This window comes from Rhizobium mongolense USDA 1844, assembly GCF_000419765.1.
Classification (GTDB): Bacteria; Pseudomonadota; Alphaproteobacteria; order Rhizobiales; family Rhizobiaceae; genus Rhizobium; species Rhizobium mongolense.
In genome coordinates this window covers 100,982-116,756 of record NZ_ATTQ01000011.1, presented here as the reverse complement: position 1 = coordinate 116,756, position 15,775 = coordinate 100,982, and the positions used below count along the sequence as shown (strand labels likewise).

General features: G+C 59.4%; 15 protein-coding genes. 9 read left to right on the top strand and 6 right to left on the bottom strand.

Features of this window, described 5'->3' with window-relative positions; translation table 11 throughout:
• Window positions 1-2 precede the first annotated feature (2 nt).
• From A3C3_RS0121735 to nuoG, 3 genes are read left to right on the top strand one after another with little or no spacing between them, the layout of a single operon-like run.
• Window positions 3-515 carry an NADH-quinone oxidoreductase subunit NuoE family protein gene (locus tag A3C3_RS0121735; RefSeq protein WP_022716695.1) on the top strand — a complete coding sequence of 171 codons (513 nt, stop codon included), beginning with the start codon at window positions 3-5 and terminating at the stop codon, window positions 513-515.
• A gap of 4 nt (window positions 516-519) precedes the next feature.
• On the top strand, window positions 520-1,785 hold the full coding sequence (gene nuoF / locus A3C3_RS0121730; protein WP_022716694.1) for an NADH-quinone oxidoreductase subunit NuoF: 1,266 nt from the start codon (window positions 520-522) through the stop codon (window positions 1,783-1,785).
• Window positions 1,786-1,814: 29 nt separating this feature from the next.
• The gene (nuoG, locus tag A3C3_RS0121725) at window positions 1,815-4,433 is read left to right on the top strand and encodes an NADH-quinone oxidoreductase subunit NuoG (protein WP_022716693.1); all 2,619 of its coding nucleotides are present in this window, start codon (window positions 1,815-1,817) and stop codon (window positions 4,431-4,433) included.
• On the opposite strand, the gene A3C3_RS0121720 is transcribed toward nuoG, so the two are convergent.
• From A3C3_RS0121720 to A3C3_RS0121705, 4 genes are all read right to left on the bottom strand, one after another.
• Window positions 4,427-4,867, bottom strand: coding sequence for a CBS domain-containing protein (locus A3C3_RS0121720; protein ID WP_028739879.1), 441 nt, complete (start codon window positions 4,865-4,867; stop codon window positions 4,427-4,429). The two genes, nuoG and A3C3_RS0121720, sit on opposite strands and share 7 nt — an antisense overlap.
• Window positions 4,868-4,911: 44 nt before the next feature.
• A complete protein-coding gene (locus A3C3_RS0121715) occupies window positions 4,912-5,478 on the bottom strand; it encodes an NADH-quinone oxidoreductase subunit I (protein WP_028739878.1) in 567 nt (188 codons plus the stop codon).
• 30 nt (window positions 5,479-5,508) lie between these two features.
• Complete coding sequence (gene nuoH / locus A3C3_RS0121710; RefSeq protein ID WP_022716690.1) at window positions 5,509-6,495, bottom strand: NADH-quinone oxidoreductase subunit NuoH; 987 nt, start codon at window positions 6,493-6,495, stop codon at window positions 5,509-5,511.
• A gap of 321 nt (window positions 6,496-6,816) precedes the next feature.
• Window positions 6,817-7,296 (bottom strand): Lrp/AsnC family transcriptional regulator, encoded by a 480-nt coding sequence (locus tag A3C3_RS0121705; RefSeq protein ID WP_022716689.1) that lies wholly within the window; start codon window positions 7,294-7,296, stop codon window positions 6,817-6,819.
• A 128-nt stretch (window positions 7,297-7,424) separates the two neighbouring features.
• Here A3C3_RS0121705 and hppD point away from each other — a divergent pair, with 128 nt between their 5' ends.
• The gene (gene hppD / locus A3C3_RS0121700; protein ID WP_022716688.1) at window positions 7,425-8,537 is read left to right on the top strand and encodes a 4-hydroxyphenylpyruvate dioxygenase; all 1,113 of its coding nucleotides are present in this window, start codon (window positions 7,425-7,427) and stop codon (window positions 8,535-8,537) included.
• A gap of 83 nt (window positions 8,538-8,620) precedes the next feature.
• Here hppD and A3C3_RS0121695 read toward each other — a convergent pair whose 3' ends face one another.
• Both A3C3_RS0121695 and A3C3_RS0121690 read right to left on the bottom strand, forming a co-directional pair.
• The gene (locus A3C3_RS0121695) at window positions 8,621-9,220 is read right to left on the bottom strand and encodes a HupE/UreJ family protein (protein ID WP_022716687.1); all 600 of its coding nucleotides are present in this window, start codon (window positions 9,218-9,220) and stop codon (window positions 8,621-8,623) included.
• A 193-nt stretch (window positions 9,221-9,413) separates the two neighbouring features.
• Entirely contained in the window at window positions 9,414-10,427 is a 1,014-nt protein-coding gene (locus tag A3C3_RS0121690) for a substrate-binding domain-containing protein (RefSeq protein ID WP_022716686.1), read from the bottom strand.
• Window positions 10,428-10,743: 316 nt separating this feature from the next.
• Between A3C3_RS0121690 and A3C3_RS0121685 the strand changes: the two genes are divergently transcribed.
• The 5 genes from A3C3_RS0121685 to A3C3_RS0121665 all read left to right on the top strand — a co-directional run bounded on the left by A3C3_RS0121685 (window position 10,744) and on the right by A3C3_RS0121665 (window position 15,768).
• Window positions 10,744-11,994 carry an ABC transporter substrate-binding protein gene (locus tag A3C3_RS0121685; RefSeq protein ID WP_376774872.1) on the top strand — a complete coding sequence of 417 codons (1,251 nt, stop codon included), beginning with the start codon at window positions 10,744-10,746 and terminating at the stop codon, window positions 11,992-11,994.
• A 69-nt stretch (window positions 11,995-12,063) separates the two neighbouring features.
• A complete protein-coding gene (locus A3C3_RS0121680) occupies window positions 12,064-13,050 on the top strand; it encodes a carbohydrate ABC transporter permease (RefSeq protein ID WP_028739876.1) in 987 nt (328 codons plus the stop codon).
• Window positions 13,050-13,880 carry a carbohydrate ABC transporter permease gene (locus tag A3C3_RS0121675; protein ID WP_028739875.1) on the top strand — a complete coding sequence of 277 codons (831 nt, stop codon included), beginning with the start codon at window positions 13,050-13,052 and terminating at the stop codon, window positions 13,878-13,880. The genes A3C3_RS0121680 and A3C3_RS0121675 overlap by 1 nt, the downstream gene beginning before the upstream one ends.
• A 12-nt stretch (window positions 13,881-13,892) precedes the next feature.
• On the top strand, window positions 13,893-14,918 hold the full coding sequence (locus A3C3_RS0121670; RefSeq protein WP_022716684.1) for an ABC transporter ATP-binding protein: 1,026 nt from the start codon (window positions 13,893-13,895) through the stop codon (window positions 14,916-14,918).
• A gap of 64 nt (window positions 14,919-14,982) precedes the next feature.
• Window positions 14,983-15,768, top strand: a complete 786-nt coding sequence (locus tag A3C3_RS0121665; RefSeq protein ID WP_022716683.1) for a ThuA domain-containing protein — start codon at window positions 14,983-14,985, stop codon at window positions 15,766-15,768.
• Window positions 15,769-15,775: the final 7 nt, after the last annotated feature.

The following is a 15,775-nucleotide window of genomic DNA, read 5'->3' as shown; positions in this document are numbered from 1 at the left end:
CGATGACCATGCGCGAACAAATCGAGGCGGCGGCGGCGCGGTATCCCGACCAGCGCTCAGCGATCATGCCCGCGCTTCTGATCGCGCAGAGGGAGCATGGCCATTTGCCTGGTCCAGTGCTGGAAGAAGTCGCCGATATCCTTGGTGTCGAGCGGATCTGGGTCTACGAACTGGCGACCTTCTACACACTCTTCCATATCGAGCCGGTGGGCATGTTCCACCTGCAACTCTGCGACAACGTTTCCTGCATGCTGCGCGGCTCCGAGGAGCTGCTGAGGCATTTGGAGGAGGTGCTGGGGATCAACAAGGACGGCACGACGCCGGATGGACTGTTCACGCTTTCGACCGTCGAGTGCCTCGGTGCCTGCGAGATGGCTCCAGTGATGCAGGTTGGCGACGATTACCACGGCAACCTTGATGTCGCGCGGATAGACGCACTCCTGGACAGCCTCCGCGCCATGGCGAGCGAGGTCGAAAGTGTTGAGCCAGCCTTTGCGCGGCCGCCGGGAGAGTAGTGCCATGTTCGAGTCGGTTCTTCTCAAGAATGTCGACGTGCCGGACAGTCATTTGCTGTCGACCTATGAGGCCGGCGGCGGCTATCAGGCACTGGCCAAGACGCTGCGCGAGTATACGCCGGACGAGGTCGTCGACCTCGTCAAACAGTCCAACCTGCGCGGCCGCGGCGGGGCCGGATTCCCGACGGGCATGAAATGGAGCTTCGTGCCGAAGCGGGCCGGCAAGCCGAAATATCTGTGCTGCAACGCTGATGAGGGCGAGCCCGGGACCTTCAAGGACCGGATCATCATGGAGCGCGATCCACACCAGCTCATCGAGGGGCTGGCGGTAAGCGCCTACGCGATCGGTGCCGAAACCGCCTATGTCTATATCCGTGGAGAATATGTGACGGCCATACGCCGCCTGGAGCAAGCGATCGCCCAGGCTCACGAAAAGTCCTATCTCGGAACGAGTGTTCTAGGCTCTGATTTCAATTTCACCGTGCACGTTCACTGCGGCGCCGGCGCCTATATCTGCGGCGAGGAGACCGCGATGCTCGAGTCGCTCGAGGGCAAGCGGGCGCAGCCGCGATTGAAACCGCCGTTTCCCGCCGTGGCCGGGCTCTACTCCAGCCCCACCGTCATCAACAATGTCGAGACCCTTGCTTGCGTGCCGCATATCGTGATGCGCGGGCCAGCCTGGTTTCGGGGCATAGGCCCGGATAAGAGCCCCGGCCCGAAGCTCTATTGCCTGAGCGGGCAGGTGCGCAAACCCGGCCTTTACGAGCTGCCGATGGGCATACCGTTGCGCGAACTGGTCGAGGAGCATGCTGGCGGTCCGCTGCCGGGACGCAGGATCAAGGCTGTAATTCCGGGCGGGGTCTCGGCGCCGGTAATACCTGAGGGCGGGCTGGAGGTCGGTATGGATTTCGACTCGCTTGCTGCCGCCGGCTCGATGCTTGGTTCGGCCGGCGTTGTCGTAATCGACGACTCGACCTGCATGGTCAAGGTCGCCACCCGTATCATCGAGTTCTTTCATCACGAGTCCTGCGGCAAGTGTACGCCATGCCGGGAAGGATTGAACTGGGCCGTAAAGGTACTGCGCCGCATTGAGGCCGGGGAGGGCGGGCCTGGCGATCTGGAGCAGCTGGAGATGCTCTGCAAAGGCATTTTCGGCAATACGTTTTGTGCTCTGGGTGACGGTGCCGCGATGGGATTGCGGGCGGCGCTGAAGTATTTCCGCGACGAGTTCGTCGCCCATATCGAGGAGCGGAGGTGCCCGTTTCACTGAGAGTCGTTTGAGGCGGGCTTGGAGGAAGCATGGTTAGCGTTACGATCGACGGACAAACGCTCGAAGTCGAGGCTGGCTCCACGGTGCTCATGGCGGCCGAACGTTTGGGCATCGCCATTCCAACCTTCTGTTACTGGAAGCGGCTGCCGCCGCTCGCCTCCTGCCGCATGTGCCTGGTGGAGATTGAGGGGTTGCGGCGGCTGCAGCCCTCCTGCGCCACCACAGTCACCGATGGCATGGTCGTGCGGACGAACACGCCGCTGATCGACGAAACGCGATCTTCGATGCTCGACATGCTGCTTGCCAACCACCCCCTTGACTGCCCGATCTGCGACAAGGGCGGCGAATGCGAGCTTCAGGACATGGTGATGGCATACGGCCCCCGCAAAAGCGAGTTCCACGATTCCAAGCGTGTATTCCACTCCGAAGACATTCGTCTCAGCCCGGTCGTCATCATGAACGTCAACCGCTGCATTCAGTGCCAGCGTTGCGTCCGGATGTGTGAGGAGGTGGTCGGCGCGGTCGCGCTTGGCACCGTCGAAAAAGGCATGGATACGGCCGTCACCGGCTTCGAGGGTAGCCTTGCAAGTTGCGATCAGTGCGGCAATTGCATCGAGGTCTGTCCGGTCGGCGCTCTAATGAGTTTCCCCTACCGCTACAAGGCACGGCCCTGGGATCTGGTCGAGACCGACACGGTCTGCCCGCATTGTGGCACCGGTTGCCAGTTGACGGTGGGCACACGCAAGGGCGAGTTTATGCGGGTACGCTCGAAATGGGACGAGGGGGTCAACCGCGAAACGCTCTGCGTGCGGGGACGCTTCGGTCTCGATTTCGTCTCGGGCAGGGACCGGATCGAGCGGCCGATGATCCGTCGCAATGGCGCTCTGGCTCCGGTTTCCTGGGACGAAGCGGCGGACTATCTGCGCCGGCGGCTGTCGGCCGTCGAAGACAAGGCTGCAGGGGGGCTGGCCTCGCCGCGCCTGCCCAACGAGGTGCTCTATCAGTTCCAGAAGCTGATGCGGACGGTATTCCGGACCAACAACATTGATTGCTCGTCGCGCTGGTCCGCGCCCTTCGATACGCTCGGGCCATTATTGGCAGCCTTCTACAGCCGTGCACCACTGGAAGAGGTGATCGCCAACGACTGCGTGCTCGTCGTCGGCGGCAACGTGACCGAGGAGAACCCGGTCACCGAATACCTGCTGCGGGACGGCGCGCGGCGGCGGCAAACCGCATTGCTCATGCTTTCGGCGCGGCCCTCCCGTCTGGAGGCCGATGCCCGCGTTGTGGTTCGCGTGCCGCCGGGCGGAGAAACGGCGAGCCTTGCGGCGGTGGTAGCCGGGCTCGTGGCAGCGGCTGGTCACGCCTTGCCGGGCGAGACTTTTGCAGATATCGAAGCGACGATCGGCGGGCCGCCGGTGAATTCCGGTAGTGACGGGCCGGGTCGTCTGGCCAGTGCGCTCAAGGAAAGCCGAAGCGTCACTGTGCTTGTCAGCGTCGAGCTCCTGAGATCACCCGAAGCGCGCGCGACGCTGCAGCAACTCAACAACCTGCTGCAGGTTCTCCGCCTGCTCGGCAAGCGCCTGGCGATGCAGTTCCTCTTTGACCGCGCCAACCAGCTGGGCGCCTGGGACATGGGCGTTTTGCCGGGGTTGTGGGCCGTCACCGATGATGCGACCCGTGCAACCCTTGCGCGGAACTGGGGTGCCGAAATCCCGTCTGAACCCGGCGCCGGTCTCGACGCCATGCTGGAGCTCTGCGCCGGTGGCGGGATGGGCGCACTCTACCTCGCCGGAGCAGACCCCCTGATCGCCTACCCCGACAGGGATTTCGTGACGCGGGCGCTTGGCGCCGCCGATCTCCTGATCGTCCAGGATACCTTCCTGACGGATACGGCGGGCCTGGCCGAGGTTGTTCTGCCCGCAGCAGGTTACGGCGAGGAATCCGGGACGTTCACCAACAACGAGGGTCGGACCCAGAAGATCCGCAAATTCCGCGAACCCGCCTTCGAGGCGCGAGGCAATCTGGCAATCTTCGACTTCGTCGCGGCGCTGCGCAGCCAGACGCTGCAGCCATCGACAGAAGGCGGAATTTTCGACGAGATTGCCCGGCGGGTTCCGGCCTATCAGGGGTTGACGCAGGATGGGCTTGGCGCTGACGGCGCGTTCACCAAGGCGGTCCCGCTGCCACCGGCTGGCGAGTTCTTCGCGCCGCCACCGGCCGCGAAAGCAGCCGGCGGACTGATGCTGATTACCGGCAACTGCCTGTTCCACAACGGATATCTTTCCGAACGCTCGGAGATCCTGAATACGGTCGCTGACGACCCCTATGTCGAGATGAGCGCGCAGGATGCCGCCCAACTTGGCTTTTCGGATCGCGATCCGGTGGTCGTGCGATCCGCTCTGGGAGAATTGACGGCGAAACTCAAGGTCAACAGGCGCTTTCCTAAGGGCCTCGTATTTCTCCCCGAGAACTACAGGGCCCTACGGCTCAACGGACTGATGCGTCGGGGTGTCTATCCATGTCCGGTAGAAGTTCACCGGACGACGGCGTCCGCCTGTCTCACGGGTTCTACGTCGAACCCTAAGGATCGACACCAAGGCATGGACGGTGGCTTGCCTGACCCTGCATCGCGCCTTGATCAGTGATATCTGTTCCCGCAGATGTAATCCTGCAGATCCTGTTCCGTGCGCTGCGCTTCGTCGAGCCTATGCTTGACCACGTCGCCGATGCTGACTACGCCGACAACGTTGTCCCCATCCATGACCAGGACATGACGCGTACGCCGCCGGGTCATGATTCCCATCGCGACCGGCAGTAAATCCCGGGTCGAACAGGTCGCTACATTGCGGTTCATGATGTCGGCGGCTCGCATCACCGCAGCCGCGGCCCCGTATTCGGCTACCGCATTGCAGCAATCCCGCTCCGACAAGGTGCCGAGGTATTCGCCGTCTGATTGGCTGACGACGACGAAGCCTATATTGTTCTCGCGAAACAGTCTCAGGACTTCCACCATCGTCTGATCGCGATTGACGGCGATGACACCGACACCCTTGTTCTTCATGATTTCGCCGACAAACATCTGAGCCTCCTGTCCGAGCGCGTTGTTTGACAGCTGGCGCGTCTTCACGTTCGCCGTATATTCCGCCACCAGTTGTAGCCCTGCGTCTCTTTGGTTTCGACGAGCACGTCCTTCTCCGTATTCAGGCGCGCGGCAATGACGCCGCCGCCGGTTGCAGCCTTGCCCGGTTTGGCGAGCAGATCGTCGCGCCCGATCACCAGATCGCGCGAGGAAAAGCTCGAGAATTCGTATTGTTGGCCAAGCGCGATCGCGTCCGCTGGACAGGCGTCCTCGCATAGTCCGCAGAATAGGCACCGGGCCGTGTCGATCTCGAATTTTGCCGGGTGACGGTTGCCCTTCTCGTCCTCGTAGGGGATGACTTCGATACAGTCGCAGGGACAAATCCGGGCGCAGAGTTCGCAGGCCACGCATTTGATCTCGCCCTCTTCATCGCGCTTCAAGAAGTGATGCCCGCGGTAGCGCGGGTAGGGCAACCATTTTTCCTTGTCCGGATACTGCATGGTGACGGATCTGGCGAACATGTAGCCGAAGGTCAGAGCCAAGGCACTCGCCAGGTCGGCGAAAAACGCCCAGCCGATCCATGTTCCAATTCTGTCCTGCGCGCGCGACATCATCGCCCCGCTATGGAGCCGCTGCGGCTCCTAAAAGAAAGCAATTCCGGTTATGATTATGTTCGCCATCGATAAAGGAAGCAAGACCTTCCATCCGATCGCCATCAATTGGTCGTAGCGGTAGCGGGGGAAAGTGAAACGGAACCAGATAAACAAATAGACGAAGAACGAGACCTTGAGCAGAAACCAAAGGAGCGGTGGCAAGGGGATCAGTGCGCCGTTCCAGCCGCCGAAGAACAGGATCACCACCAGCACCGACACCAGTAACACGATGGCATACTCGCTGATCATGAAAAACGCAAAGCGGATACCGCTGTATTCGGTATGGAACCCAGCCCCCAGATCACCTTCCGCTTCCGAAAGGTCGAAGGGAATGCGCTGCGCCTCGGCCAGTCCGGCAACGAAGAACACCAGGAAGCCGATCGGTTGATAAACGATATTCCAGACATCGGCCTGCGCCCGTACGATTTCGAGCAGGCTCATGGATTGCGCCAACATGACCACGCCGATGACCGCAAACCCCATCGGGATCTCATAGCTGATCATCTGCGCGCAAGTCCTGAGGCTGCCCAGAACAGCGTATTTGCTGTTCGCGGCCCATCCCCCGAAGATGACACCGTAGACCTCAATGCCGATCACAGCGAAGACGAAAAGGAGCGCCACATTCATGTTGGAGACGTAGAGCGTGATCTCGGCGCCCAACACCGAGACGGTTTCGCCGAACGGGATTGCGACGAACACCACGAATGGTGGGGCGAGCGCCAGGATTGGCGCCAGTTTGAACAGAAAGCGGTCGGCCTCGTCCGGGATGTGGTCTTCTTTGGTCAAGAGCTTGATTCCGTCCGCCACCGGCTGCAGCAGCCCGTGCCACCCGACGCGCATTGGCCCCATCCGCTGCTGGATATGCCCGGCGATCTTGCGTTCCAGCCAGGTCAGCGGCAAGGGCAGCAGCAGCAGGATCGCGATCAAAAAAGCGACCTTGAAGACGATCAGACCAAGGGCGACGATAAGTTCCATGATCCGCGGCTACTTATTCATCGGTTGAACCGCGCCACAGGACTTTCGCCCGGATATACACCGAGCACTTGCGCAGTTATGAGGTTGGTAGAGTACAGCGGCGACGCGCCACTTGCAAAGCGGAAATCAATTCCGCCTTCCCCGATGGCAAGAACCGCTTTTAACGGCCTTGTGTGAGACCACGGTTGTTGAAAGGCAGAGCTTTAGGCCCCGCTTTGGGAGAGGGAACGGTGTCCGGCTAAAATTATCACAGAATCCAACGCAAACAAATTTGTCGCTGCAATTTCAATAAGATCAAAATAATACGTCTATGAATCAGGCTTACGGCCTACTGCGCTGCTGGACAGGCAATCCCTGAAAGTCCTTGAGCGTCGCGAGTACGATCGACGTCTTGACATGCTGAACGCTGTCGTGCGGCAGGAGCACGTCATTGACGAAGCGCGAAAGTCCGGCAAGGTCAGGCGTCACGACCTTGAGGTGGTAATCCATTTCGCCGGTCAGGGCGTAACATTCCAGCACTTCCGGCAGGTCCGCAATCAGTGCTGCGAAACGCTTGGCGTTGTCGCGGTTGTGGGTCGCAAGGGTTACGGCGATGACGACCATGAGGTCGAGCCCCAGCCTGCCGCGATCGAGCACGGCGCGATAGCCGTGGATAAAGCCCTCGGCCTCAAGCCGTGTCCTCCGGCGCGAACATTGCGATGGCGAGAGCGCGATTAATTCCGAGAGCTCGTTGTTGGTCAGGCGGCCGTCGCCTTGCAATTGGGCGAGGATTTTTAGGTCGTATCTGTCGATATGTTCCATTTGTGCACGTTCTCCCATCTTCCTGCATGAAACATGTATTGAATCGCCGGAATTGCGCATGAATGCAAGCACCATGCGCAAGAATCCCGTCATAATGCCATCCAGGATCCTGTTTGGAGGAGAGAACGATGGGCCCTTATCCGCACGACGCGCCGCCGACAGGCATCACTGCCGACAATCCGGCCGGCACTGACGGTTTCGAGTTTGTGGAATTCGCCCATCCGGAGCCGGAAAGACTGCGCGAGCTTTTTATCCGCATGGGCTACAGTTGCGTTGCCAAGCACCGCACGAAGGACGTTACCGTCTGGCGCCAGGGCGATATCAACTATCTCCTCAATGCCGAGCCCGGCAGCCATGCCATGCGCTTCGTCGCCGAACACGGCCCTTGCGCGCCCTCCATGGCGTGGCGTGTCACCGACGCCAAACATGCCTTCGACCACGCGGTTTCAAAGGGGGCGACGCCGTATGAAAGCAAGGACAAGGCCGTCGATATCCCGGCCATCGTCGGCATCGGCGGTTCGCTGCTTTATTTTGTGGAAACTTACGGCGAGAAGGGCTCGCCCTATGATGCAGAGTTCGAATGGCTGGATGAACGCGACCCGAAGCCGAAAGGCGTTGGCTTTTACTACCTCGATCATCTGACCCACAATGTCTATCGCGGCAATATGGACAAGTGGTGGGAGTTCTATCGCGAGCTCTTCGGTTTCCGCCAGATCCATTTTTTCAATATCGATGGCCGCATTACCGGGTTGATGAGCCGGGCAATCACGTCTCCTTGTGGCAAGATCCGCATCCCGCTGAACGAGTCCAAGGACGACACCAGCCAGATCGAGGAATATCTGCGCAAGTACAAGGGCGAGGGCATCCAGCATATCGCCGTTGGTACGGAGGCAATCTACGACGCGACGGACAAACTCGCCGAAAACGGCCTGAAATTCATGCCCGGGCCGCCCGATACCTATTACGAACTCTCCCATGAGCGTGTACACGGCCATGAGGAACCGATCGAGCGGATGAAAGAGCATGGCATTTTGATCGACGGCGAGGGAGTCTTGGATGGCGGCACGACCCGCATCCTGCTGCAGATTTTCTCGCGAACCGTCATCGGACCGATTTTCTTTGAGTTCATTCAACGAAAGGGCGACGAAGGCTTCGGCGAAGGAAACTTCCGCGCTCTGTTCGAATCGATCGAAGCTGATCAGATCCGGCGCGGCGTGCTGCGCCCGACGGCTGCCGAATAACCAGAGCCGCGTATGAGAACAAGGTGAGAAAAGGCGGCGATTGACGGATCGCCGCTCTTAGATTTTTGGTGTTTGTCGAACGATCATATCATGCCGACGAGGATGCCTGCGCCTGCCACAGCGGCAAAGCCGCCAGCAAGGCGCGTGACGATGAAGCGTCGGCGTTCGCCGATGCGGCCGGTGGCATAGCCAAACCCGAGCCCGACAGCGTGCAGAAGAGCGGTCGCGATCAAAAAACCTCCCCCGTAAGCAGCGCCCGCCGCACTTTCCGGCATTTCGGTGCCGTGGGCATGGCCATGGAAGATCGCAAACAGCCCGACCACGGCCATCGCAATGGCTGCTGGGGCCTTGGCGTTGAACGCCACGACCGCGCCGAGGACGACGACCGATAACGCGATACCCGCTTCAACAAATGGGATATCGATGCCCGCAACACCGAGCGCGCCGCTAAGGGCCATAACAAGGACGAAGGTTGCCGGGACAAGCCAAGTTGCGCGACCGCCAAGCTGATAGGCAAAGACGCCAGCCATGATCATCGCAAGGACATGGTCGAGACCCGATATGGGATGGCTGAAGCCATGCGCGAAGCCTGCTGCTTCACCGGCGACGGGGTGGGCATAGGCGGCGGCTGGAAGCGCTGTTGCGACCAGTGCCAAAAGGCCGCTCTTGAATGTTGATTTCATTCATCAATTCCCCATTGAGTCATAGAATGTCGTTTGCGGGCGCCGGATCGGGTAAGCACGGTGAATATCGTGTCGGCAATGCTATGTGAAAGACGCCGGAAACGTCAATGAAAAAATGTCGAATATGAATGTATTTCAACGGTTTATCAGTAGTGCATTCGGGGTGTGCATCTGCCCAATAGGAGAGCACTCATCACCTTACGGGACGCGTCGATTCCCGCAAATTGAGTTCGACAGGCCATAATTCATGAATATCCGAAACCGAGCGCCCCGCCAGCAGTTGCAAGGTCAGGTCGGCGCACCTTGCGCCTGCTGCTCTCATCGATGATCGGGTTGCCGAAAGTGAGGGTGCCATGTTTTCCGCCGTCAGGTAGGGAAAGACGTCGTCATGGGCGATGACAGAGACGTCCTCCCCGATAGCGAGGCCGAGGGATCGGACGGCGCGATAGACGCCGAGTGCTGTCATCATCGAACCGGCCACGAAGGCCGTCGGCGGATTGGAACTCTCCAGAAAAAAGCGGGCATGTCTGAAGCCGAGCTCGTCAGTGAATGTGTCGTGGGCGATCAGCTGTGCGTCCTGCTCAAGAGCCCGCCCCTCGAAGGCCTTGCGGAAGCCGATATCGCGGTGGATGGAATAAGTCAGTCCCTTGCGGCCGTTGATCATCGCGATCCTGCGGTGGCCGAGGTCCAGCAGATGCTCCGTCGACCGCCGGATTGCCCCTTCATTGTCGATGTCCAGCCATGCATGGGGAATGGCGATATCCGATCGCCCATGCACGAAGAAAGGAATTCCGAGCCTGTCCAGAAGCTCGATGCGCGGGTCGTTCGGTTTCGGGGAGTGGACGATAATTGCATCGACGCGCCGGCTTTCGGCAAGCCGTCGATAGGTCTGCATCTCCTCGTTAAGATCGCGATCGGCCATCGGGATCACCAGGATATCAGTATCCTCCGAGGCCAGTCGCTCCGCCATGCCGGCCATGAATTCAGCGAAGTGAAATTCACCGAAGCGTCCCATAATGACCCCGATCGCGCCGACGCGGCCGGTCTTCAGCCGGACGGCGTTGACGTCCGGCCGGTAGCCGAGCCTCAGGGCTTCCGCAACGACGCGTGCGCGGGTCGTCTCGCTGACCTCCGGATAGCCGCTCAGCGCTCGGCTTACCGTTGTCGGCGACAGGCCGACTTGTTTTGCGAATTCCTTGAGCTTCATTCGAACACGTTGGTTGGATCCGTGCGGATCAATGACGGATTGTTGAACGCTCGGCAATCTCGTCTATCACCATCTGGGGATATTTGAAATCGTTTTCAATTATTTGCAAGAAACCAGGAGGAACGATCAGTTGCCATGATGCTCTAAATTATGAGCATAAATTATTGATATGCAATACAAAACAAGAACCACAGCGACATTTTGAATCTCTGAGGCGGCGCTCTTGACGGCTGAAAAAACTTTTGTAATGTTCCGGCTAGCCAAATCGATTTCAATTTTTCGCTGGCAATGGGAGGATGACATGAAATATCGTTTGATGGCCGCCGTTTCGGCGGTGAGCATGATCTGTACCTTGAATCTTGCGGCTGCAGCCGAGCTTTCCTTCGCGGCGAGTTCGACGGGCAATAACCTCGAATTCTTCCGCAAGCAGTTTGCCGTCTTCGAAGAAAAAACGGGCCACAAGGTCAATATCGTGAGCATGCCGTCGTCGAGTTCTGAGCAGTTCTCGCAGTACCGTCTGTGGCTTGCCGCCGGTAACAAGGACGTCGATGTCTACCAGACCGACGTTATCTGGGCGCCGCAGCTTGCCGATCAGTTCGTGGACCTGAAGGAGGCTGCCAAAGACGTCGTCGAGCAGTTCTTTCCTTCGATCATCGCATCACAGACGGTCAACGACCGTCTCGTGGCGCTGCCGATGTATACGGATGCGCCGGCGCTCTATTATCGCAAGGACCTGCTTGAGAAATACGGCAAGCAGCCGCCGGAGACCTGGGACGAGCTTGCCGAGACCGCCAAGGAGATCCAGGAGAAGGAACGCGCGGCCGGCCAAAAGGACATGTGGGGCTTCGTCTTCCAGGGGAATTCCTATGAAGGCCTCACCTGCAATGCGTTGGAATGGGTGAAATCCTCCGGCGGCGGGCAGATCGTGGAGCCGGACGGAACGATCTCGATCAACAATGAAAAGGCCGCCGCTGCAATCGACCGTGCGAAGGATTGGGTCGGCACGATTTCCCCGCCTGGCGTGCTCGCCTATCAGGAGGAGGAGTCACGCGGCGTCTGGCAGACCGGAAATGCCGTCTTCATGCGTAACTGGCCCTATGCCTACTCGCTCGGCAATGGCGCTGATAGCGCGGTGAAGGGCAAGTTCGACGTCACGACGCTTCCCGTCGCCGCGGTCGGCGACAAGCCGTCTTCAGCACTCGGCGGCTGGAATCTCGCAGTTTCGAAATATTCCGACGAGCAGCAGGCGGCCATTGAGCTCGTCAAGTTCCTGGCATCGAAAGACGTTCAAAAGGCACGTGCCATCGAACTTTCCAATCTGCCAACCCTGGTGGCGCTTTACGACGACAAGGATGTCGCTGCCGCGCAGCCTTTCATGCCGGAGTGGAAGCCGATCTTCCAGGATGCCGTGCCGCGTCCTTCGGCGACAGCCAAGGTGAAGTACAACGAAGTGTCGTCGAAGTTTTGGACGGCAGTACACAACACGCTGTCCGGCAACGGGACCGCGGCCGAGAACCTTGAGCTTCTCGAGGCCGACCTGACGACCCTTAAGGGCGATAACTGGTGATGAGCGGGACCGGCGGCCGGCAAGCCGCCGGTCCCGTCTCCAGATGTCTCAAGCACGGATAGCCTTTTCATGAGCGAAATCGCAGTTTCACAAGCGCTCAAACCACCAGCCTCCGCTTTGAGGTCGGCGAGCGAATTGCGCTCCGAGCGTGTCAGATCGGCCTGGCTGTTTCTGGCGCCGACGCTTTTTATATTGGCTGTGGTGGCCGGGTGGCCGCTGTTCAGAACAATTTATTTCAGCTTCACGAATGCGTCGCTGACCGATCTTGGCAATGCGCAGTTCATCGGTTTTGACAATTATCTGTCCTGGGTCACGCTGAAGAGCGGGCGAACCATCTATCGTGGGCTGCTCGCCGATCCCGTCTGGTGGAGCGCCGTTTGGAACACCGCCAAATTCACGGTGGTCTCGGTCATGATCGAGACGACGCTTGGCCTTATCGTTGCGCTGGTCCTGAACGCACGGTTTGCCGGGCGCGGGATTGTGCGCGCTGCAATCCTTATTCCCTGGGCAATTCCGACCATCGTTTCGGCAAAAATGTGGGCCTGGATGCTCAACGACCAGTTTGGCATTTTGAACGATATCCTCCTTGGCGTCGGTCTCATCGGCGAAAAGATCGCCTGGACTGCCAATCCGGAAACGGCAATGATTGCGGTTCTGATCGTCGACGTCTGGAAGACGACGCCCTTCATGGCGCTTCTGATCCTTGCCGGTCTGCACATGGTGCCGGCGGACATCTATGAGGCTGCCAGGATCGACGGGGTCAATCCAGTCAAGGTCTTCTGGCGGCTGACGCTGCCACTGATCCGGCCGGCCATTATGGTCGCCGTGATCTTCCGGATGCTGGATGCGATGCGCATCTTTGATCTGATTTATGTGCTGACGCCCAACAATGCCCAGACCAAGACCATGTCGGTCATGGCGCGTGAGAATCTGTTCGACTTTGACAAGTTCGCCTATGGCGCGACCGCTTCGACAGTTCTCTTCCTCATCATCGCGTCCGTCACCGTACTTTACATCTGGTTCGGGCGCGTCAAACTCGGTGGGGAGGACCGTTGATGCTCTTGCAGATCACGAAGAACACGCTCTTCTACCTGCTCGTCGCGGTGATCGTCCTTCTTGCCGTTTTTCCTTTCTACTACGCGATCCTCACGAGCCTCAAAACAGGCACGGCGCTTTTCGAAGTCAATTACTGGCCGAGTTCGATTTCATTCGGAAATTACACATCGGTGATGAACCAGGGCGGCTTTGTCCGAAGCCTTGGAAATTCCATAATGGTTGCGTTGATCGTGGTTGCCGCGTCGCTGCTGCTTTCAATCACCGCATCTTTCGCCTTGGCGCGCGTGAATTTCCGCGGCCGGGCGCTGCTGATGCTGACGATCCTTTCAGTGTCGATGTTCCCGCAGATCGCCGTACTTGCAGGCCTTTTCGAGCTCATTCGGTGGATCGGCATCTTCAACACGCCTTTCGCGCTGATTTTTTCGTACATGATCTTCACACTGCCGTTCACCGTGTGGGTACTGACGACCTTCATGCGCGACCTGCCGATCGAGATCGAGGAGGCCGCGATCGTCGACGGTGCTTCACCATGGGTCATCATCACCCAGGTCTTCATGCCGCTCATGTGGCCGGCGCTTGTGACAACCGGCCTGCTTGCCTTCATCACCGCTTGGAACGAATTCCTCTTCGCGCTAACGTTCACATCATCGAATGCGCAGCGGACCGTGCCGGTTGCCATTGCCCTGCTTTCGGGCGGCAGCCAATTTGAAATTCCTTGGGGCAACATCATGGCGGCGTCGGTCATCGTCACCGTGCCAGTTGTTGTTCTCGTCTTGATATTCCAGCGCCGGATCATCTCGGGACTGACCGCCGGCGGCGTTAAGGGTTGAGGGAGTAGACCAATGGCACAGATCCGCCTAGACAATATCCGCAAGAGTTTCGGCGCCTTCGAGGTCATCAAGGGTGTGACGATGGATATCCGCCGCGGCGAGTTCATGGTCTTCGTCGGCCCCTCCGGATGCGGCAAATCAACGCTGCTGCGCCTCATCTCGGGCCTTGAGGACATGACGTCCGGCACGCTCTCCTTCGACGACGAGGTGGTAAACCAGCGTGCGCCGTCCAAGCGAGGGATCGCCATGGTGTTCCAGTCCTATGCGCTCTATCCCCATATGACGGTTTTCGACAATATGGCCTTCGGCATGAAGCTTGCGGGACGGACGAAGGATGAATGCCGGCAGAGGGTCGAGCAAGCCGCCGGCATGCTGCAGCTATCGTCCTATCTGGACCGTCTGCCGCGTCAGCTATCGGGCGGTCAGCGTCAGCGTGTCGCGATCGGCCGGGCGATCGTTCGCGATCCCAAGGTATTCCTCTTCGATGAGCCGCTGTCGAACCTCGATGCCGCCTTGCGCGTGGCGACAAGGCTGGAGATTGCCAAGCTGCACCGCAGCATGCACAACACGACGATGATCTATGTGACGCACGACCAGGTTGAGGCCATGACGCTTGCCGACCGTATCTGCGTGCTGAGGGACGGCGTTGTCGAGCAGATCGGCACGCCGCTTGAGCTTTACGAGAGCCCGAATTCAATCTTCGTTGCCGGCTTCATTGGCTCGCCGAAGATGAATTTCCTGTCCGGCGGCCTGGCGCAGCCCTACAATACCCATACGATCGGCGTGCGTGCAGAGCATATCCGGATCACGCCGCAAGCGGCAGTCTGGAGCGGAACCGTCATTCATTCGGAGATCCTCGGCTCCGACAGCTTTGTCTATCTGGACATCGGTGCAGATGAGCCGCTGATCGTGCGTGAGACCGGCGTTTCCGGCCATGAGCCGGGCCAGAAGCTCGGCGTTGCGCCAGTTGCCGGCCACATACACCGTTTTGACCAATCTGGCCGCGCGCTTGCGAAGGCATCCATGCGCGCTGCCTGATTATCCACCAAGGATCGATCCCCTCCCAGGCTCGGTCCTTTTCACATCGCAAGGAGTAACGACCGTGCCTATCCGCACCATTGTCTGGGGTGAAAACATCCATGAGAACACCAATGCCGTCGTCAGGGAAATTTATCCCGAAGGCATGCACACCACGATTGCCGCTGCGCTAAACAGCGACCCGGCAATCAGGGCGACGACCGCGACGCTGCAGGAACCGGAGCACGGCCTGTCGGAAGCGCGGCTTGCCGAAACCGATGTCCTCACCTGGTGGGGCCACAAGGATCATGGCGCAGTCTCCGACGAAGTGGTTGAACGCGTCGCCAAGCGGGTCTGGGAAGGCATGGGCCTGCTGGTGCTTCATTCCGGGCATTTTTCGAAGATCTTCAAGCGGCTGATGGGAACACCTTGCGCACTGAAATGGCGCGAGGCAGGCGAACGCGAGCGGTTGTGGACCATCAATCCGCGCCATCCGATCGCTGCCGGCCTCGACGAGAACTTCGTCCTTGAAAACGAGGAGATGTACGGCGAACAGTTTTCGGTTCCCGAGCCGCTGGAAACAGTGTTCATCTCTTGGTTCCAGGGCGGTGAGGTGTTCCGGTCCGGGATGACCTGGCGGCGTGGGGCGGGCAACATCTTCTATTTCCGCCCCGGTCACGAGACCTATCCAACCTATCACGACCCCAATATCCGCAAGGTGCTGATCAACGCTGTCAAATGGGCCTATAACCCGCAGGGCGACCTCAAGACCATCACCGATGCCCCGAACGTTCCGGTGGAGAAGGCGCACGAGCCGATTGTGGAGCGCGGCCCGAAATTGCACCAGGCCGGCGAAGCCGGTTATCGCTAAGGGGGCA

Excerpts from the sequence above, each read along its gene's own strand:
- A3C3_RS0121735 (WP_022716695.1), top strand. The coding sequence starts at position 3 with ATGACCATGCGCGAACAAATCGAGGCGGCGGCGGCGCGGTATCCCGAC.
- nuoF (WP_022716694.1), top strand. The coding sequence starts at position 520 with ATGTTCGAGTCGGTTCTTCTCAAGAATGTCGACGTGCCGGACAGTCAT.
- nuoG (WP_022716693.1), top strand. The coding sequence starts at position 1,815 with ATGGTTAGCGTTACGATCGACGGACAAACGCTCGAAGTCGAGGCTGGC.
- A3C3_RS0121720 (WP_028739879.1), bottom strand. The coding sequence starts at position 4,867 with ATGTTTGTCGGCGAAATCATGAAGAACAAGGGTGTCGGTGTCATCGCC.
- A3C3_RS0121715 (WP_028739878.1), bottom strand. The coding sequence starts at position 5,478 with ATGTCGCGCGCGCAGGACAGAATTGGAACATGGATCGGCTGGGCGTTT.
- nuoH (WP_022716690.1), bottom strand. The coding sequence starts at position 6,495 with ATGGAACTTATCGTCGCCCTTGGTCTGATCGTCTTCAAGGTCGCTTTT.
- A3C3_RS0121705 (WP_022716689.1), bottom strand. The coding sequence starts at position 7,296 with ATGGAACATATCGACAGATACGACCTAAAAATCCTCGCCCAATTGCAA.
- hppD (WP_022716688.1), top strand. The coding sequence starts at position 7,425 with ATGGGCCCTTATCCGCACGACGCGCCGCCGACAGGCATCACTGCCGAC.
- A3C3_RS0121695 (WP_022716687.1), bottom strand. The coding sequence starts at position 9,220 with ATGAAATCAACATTCAAGAGCGGCCTTTTGGCACTGGTCGCAACAGCG.
- A3C3_RS0121690 (WP_022716686.1), bottom strand. The coding sequence starts at position 10,427 with ATGAAGCTCAAGGAATTCGCAAAACAAGTCGGCCTGTCGCCGACAACG.
- A3C3_RS0121685 (WP_376774872.1), top strand. The coding sequence starts at position 10,744 with ATGGCCGCCGTTTCGGCGGTGAGCATGATCTGTACCTTGAATCTTGCG.
- A3C3_RS0121680 (WP_028739876.1), top strand. The coding sequence starts at position 12,064 with ATGAGCGAAATCGCAGTTTCACAAGCGCTCAAACCACCAGCCTCCGCT.
- A3C3_RS0121675 (WP_028739875.1), top strand. The coding sequence starts at position 13,050 with ATGCTCTTGCAGATCACGAAGAACACGCTCTTCTACCTGCTCGTCGCG.
- A3C3_RS0121670 (WP_022716684.1), top strand. The coding sequence starts at position 13,893 with ATGGCACAGATCCGCCTAGACAATATCCGCAAGAGTTTCGGCGCCTTC.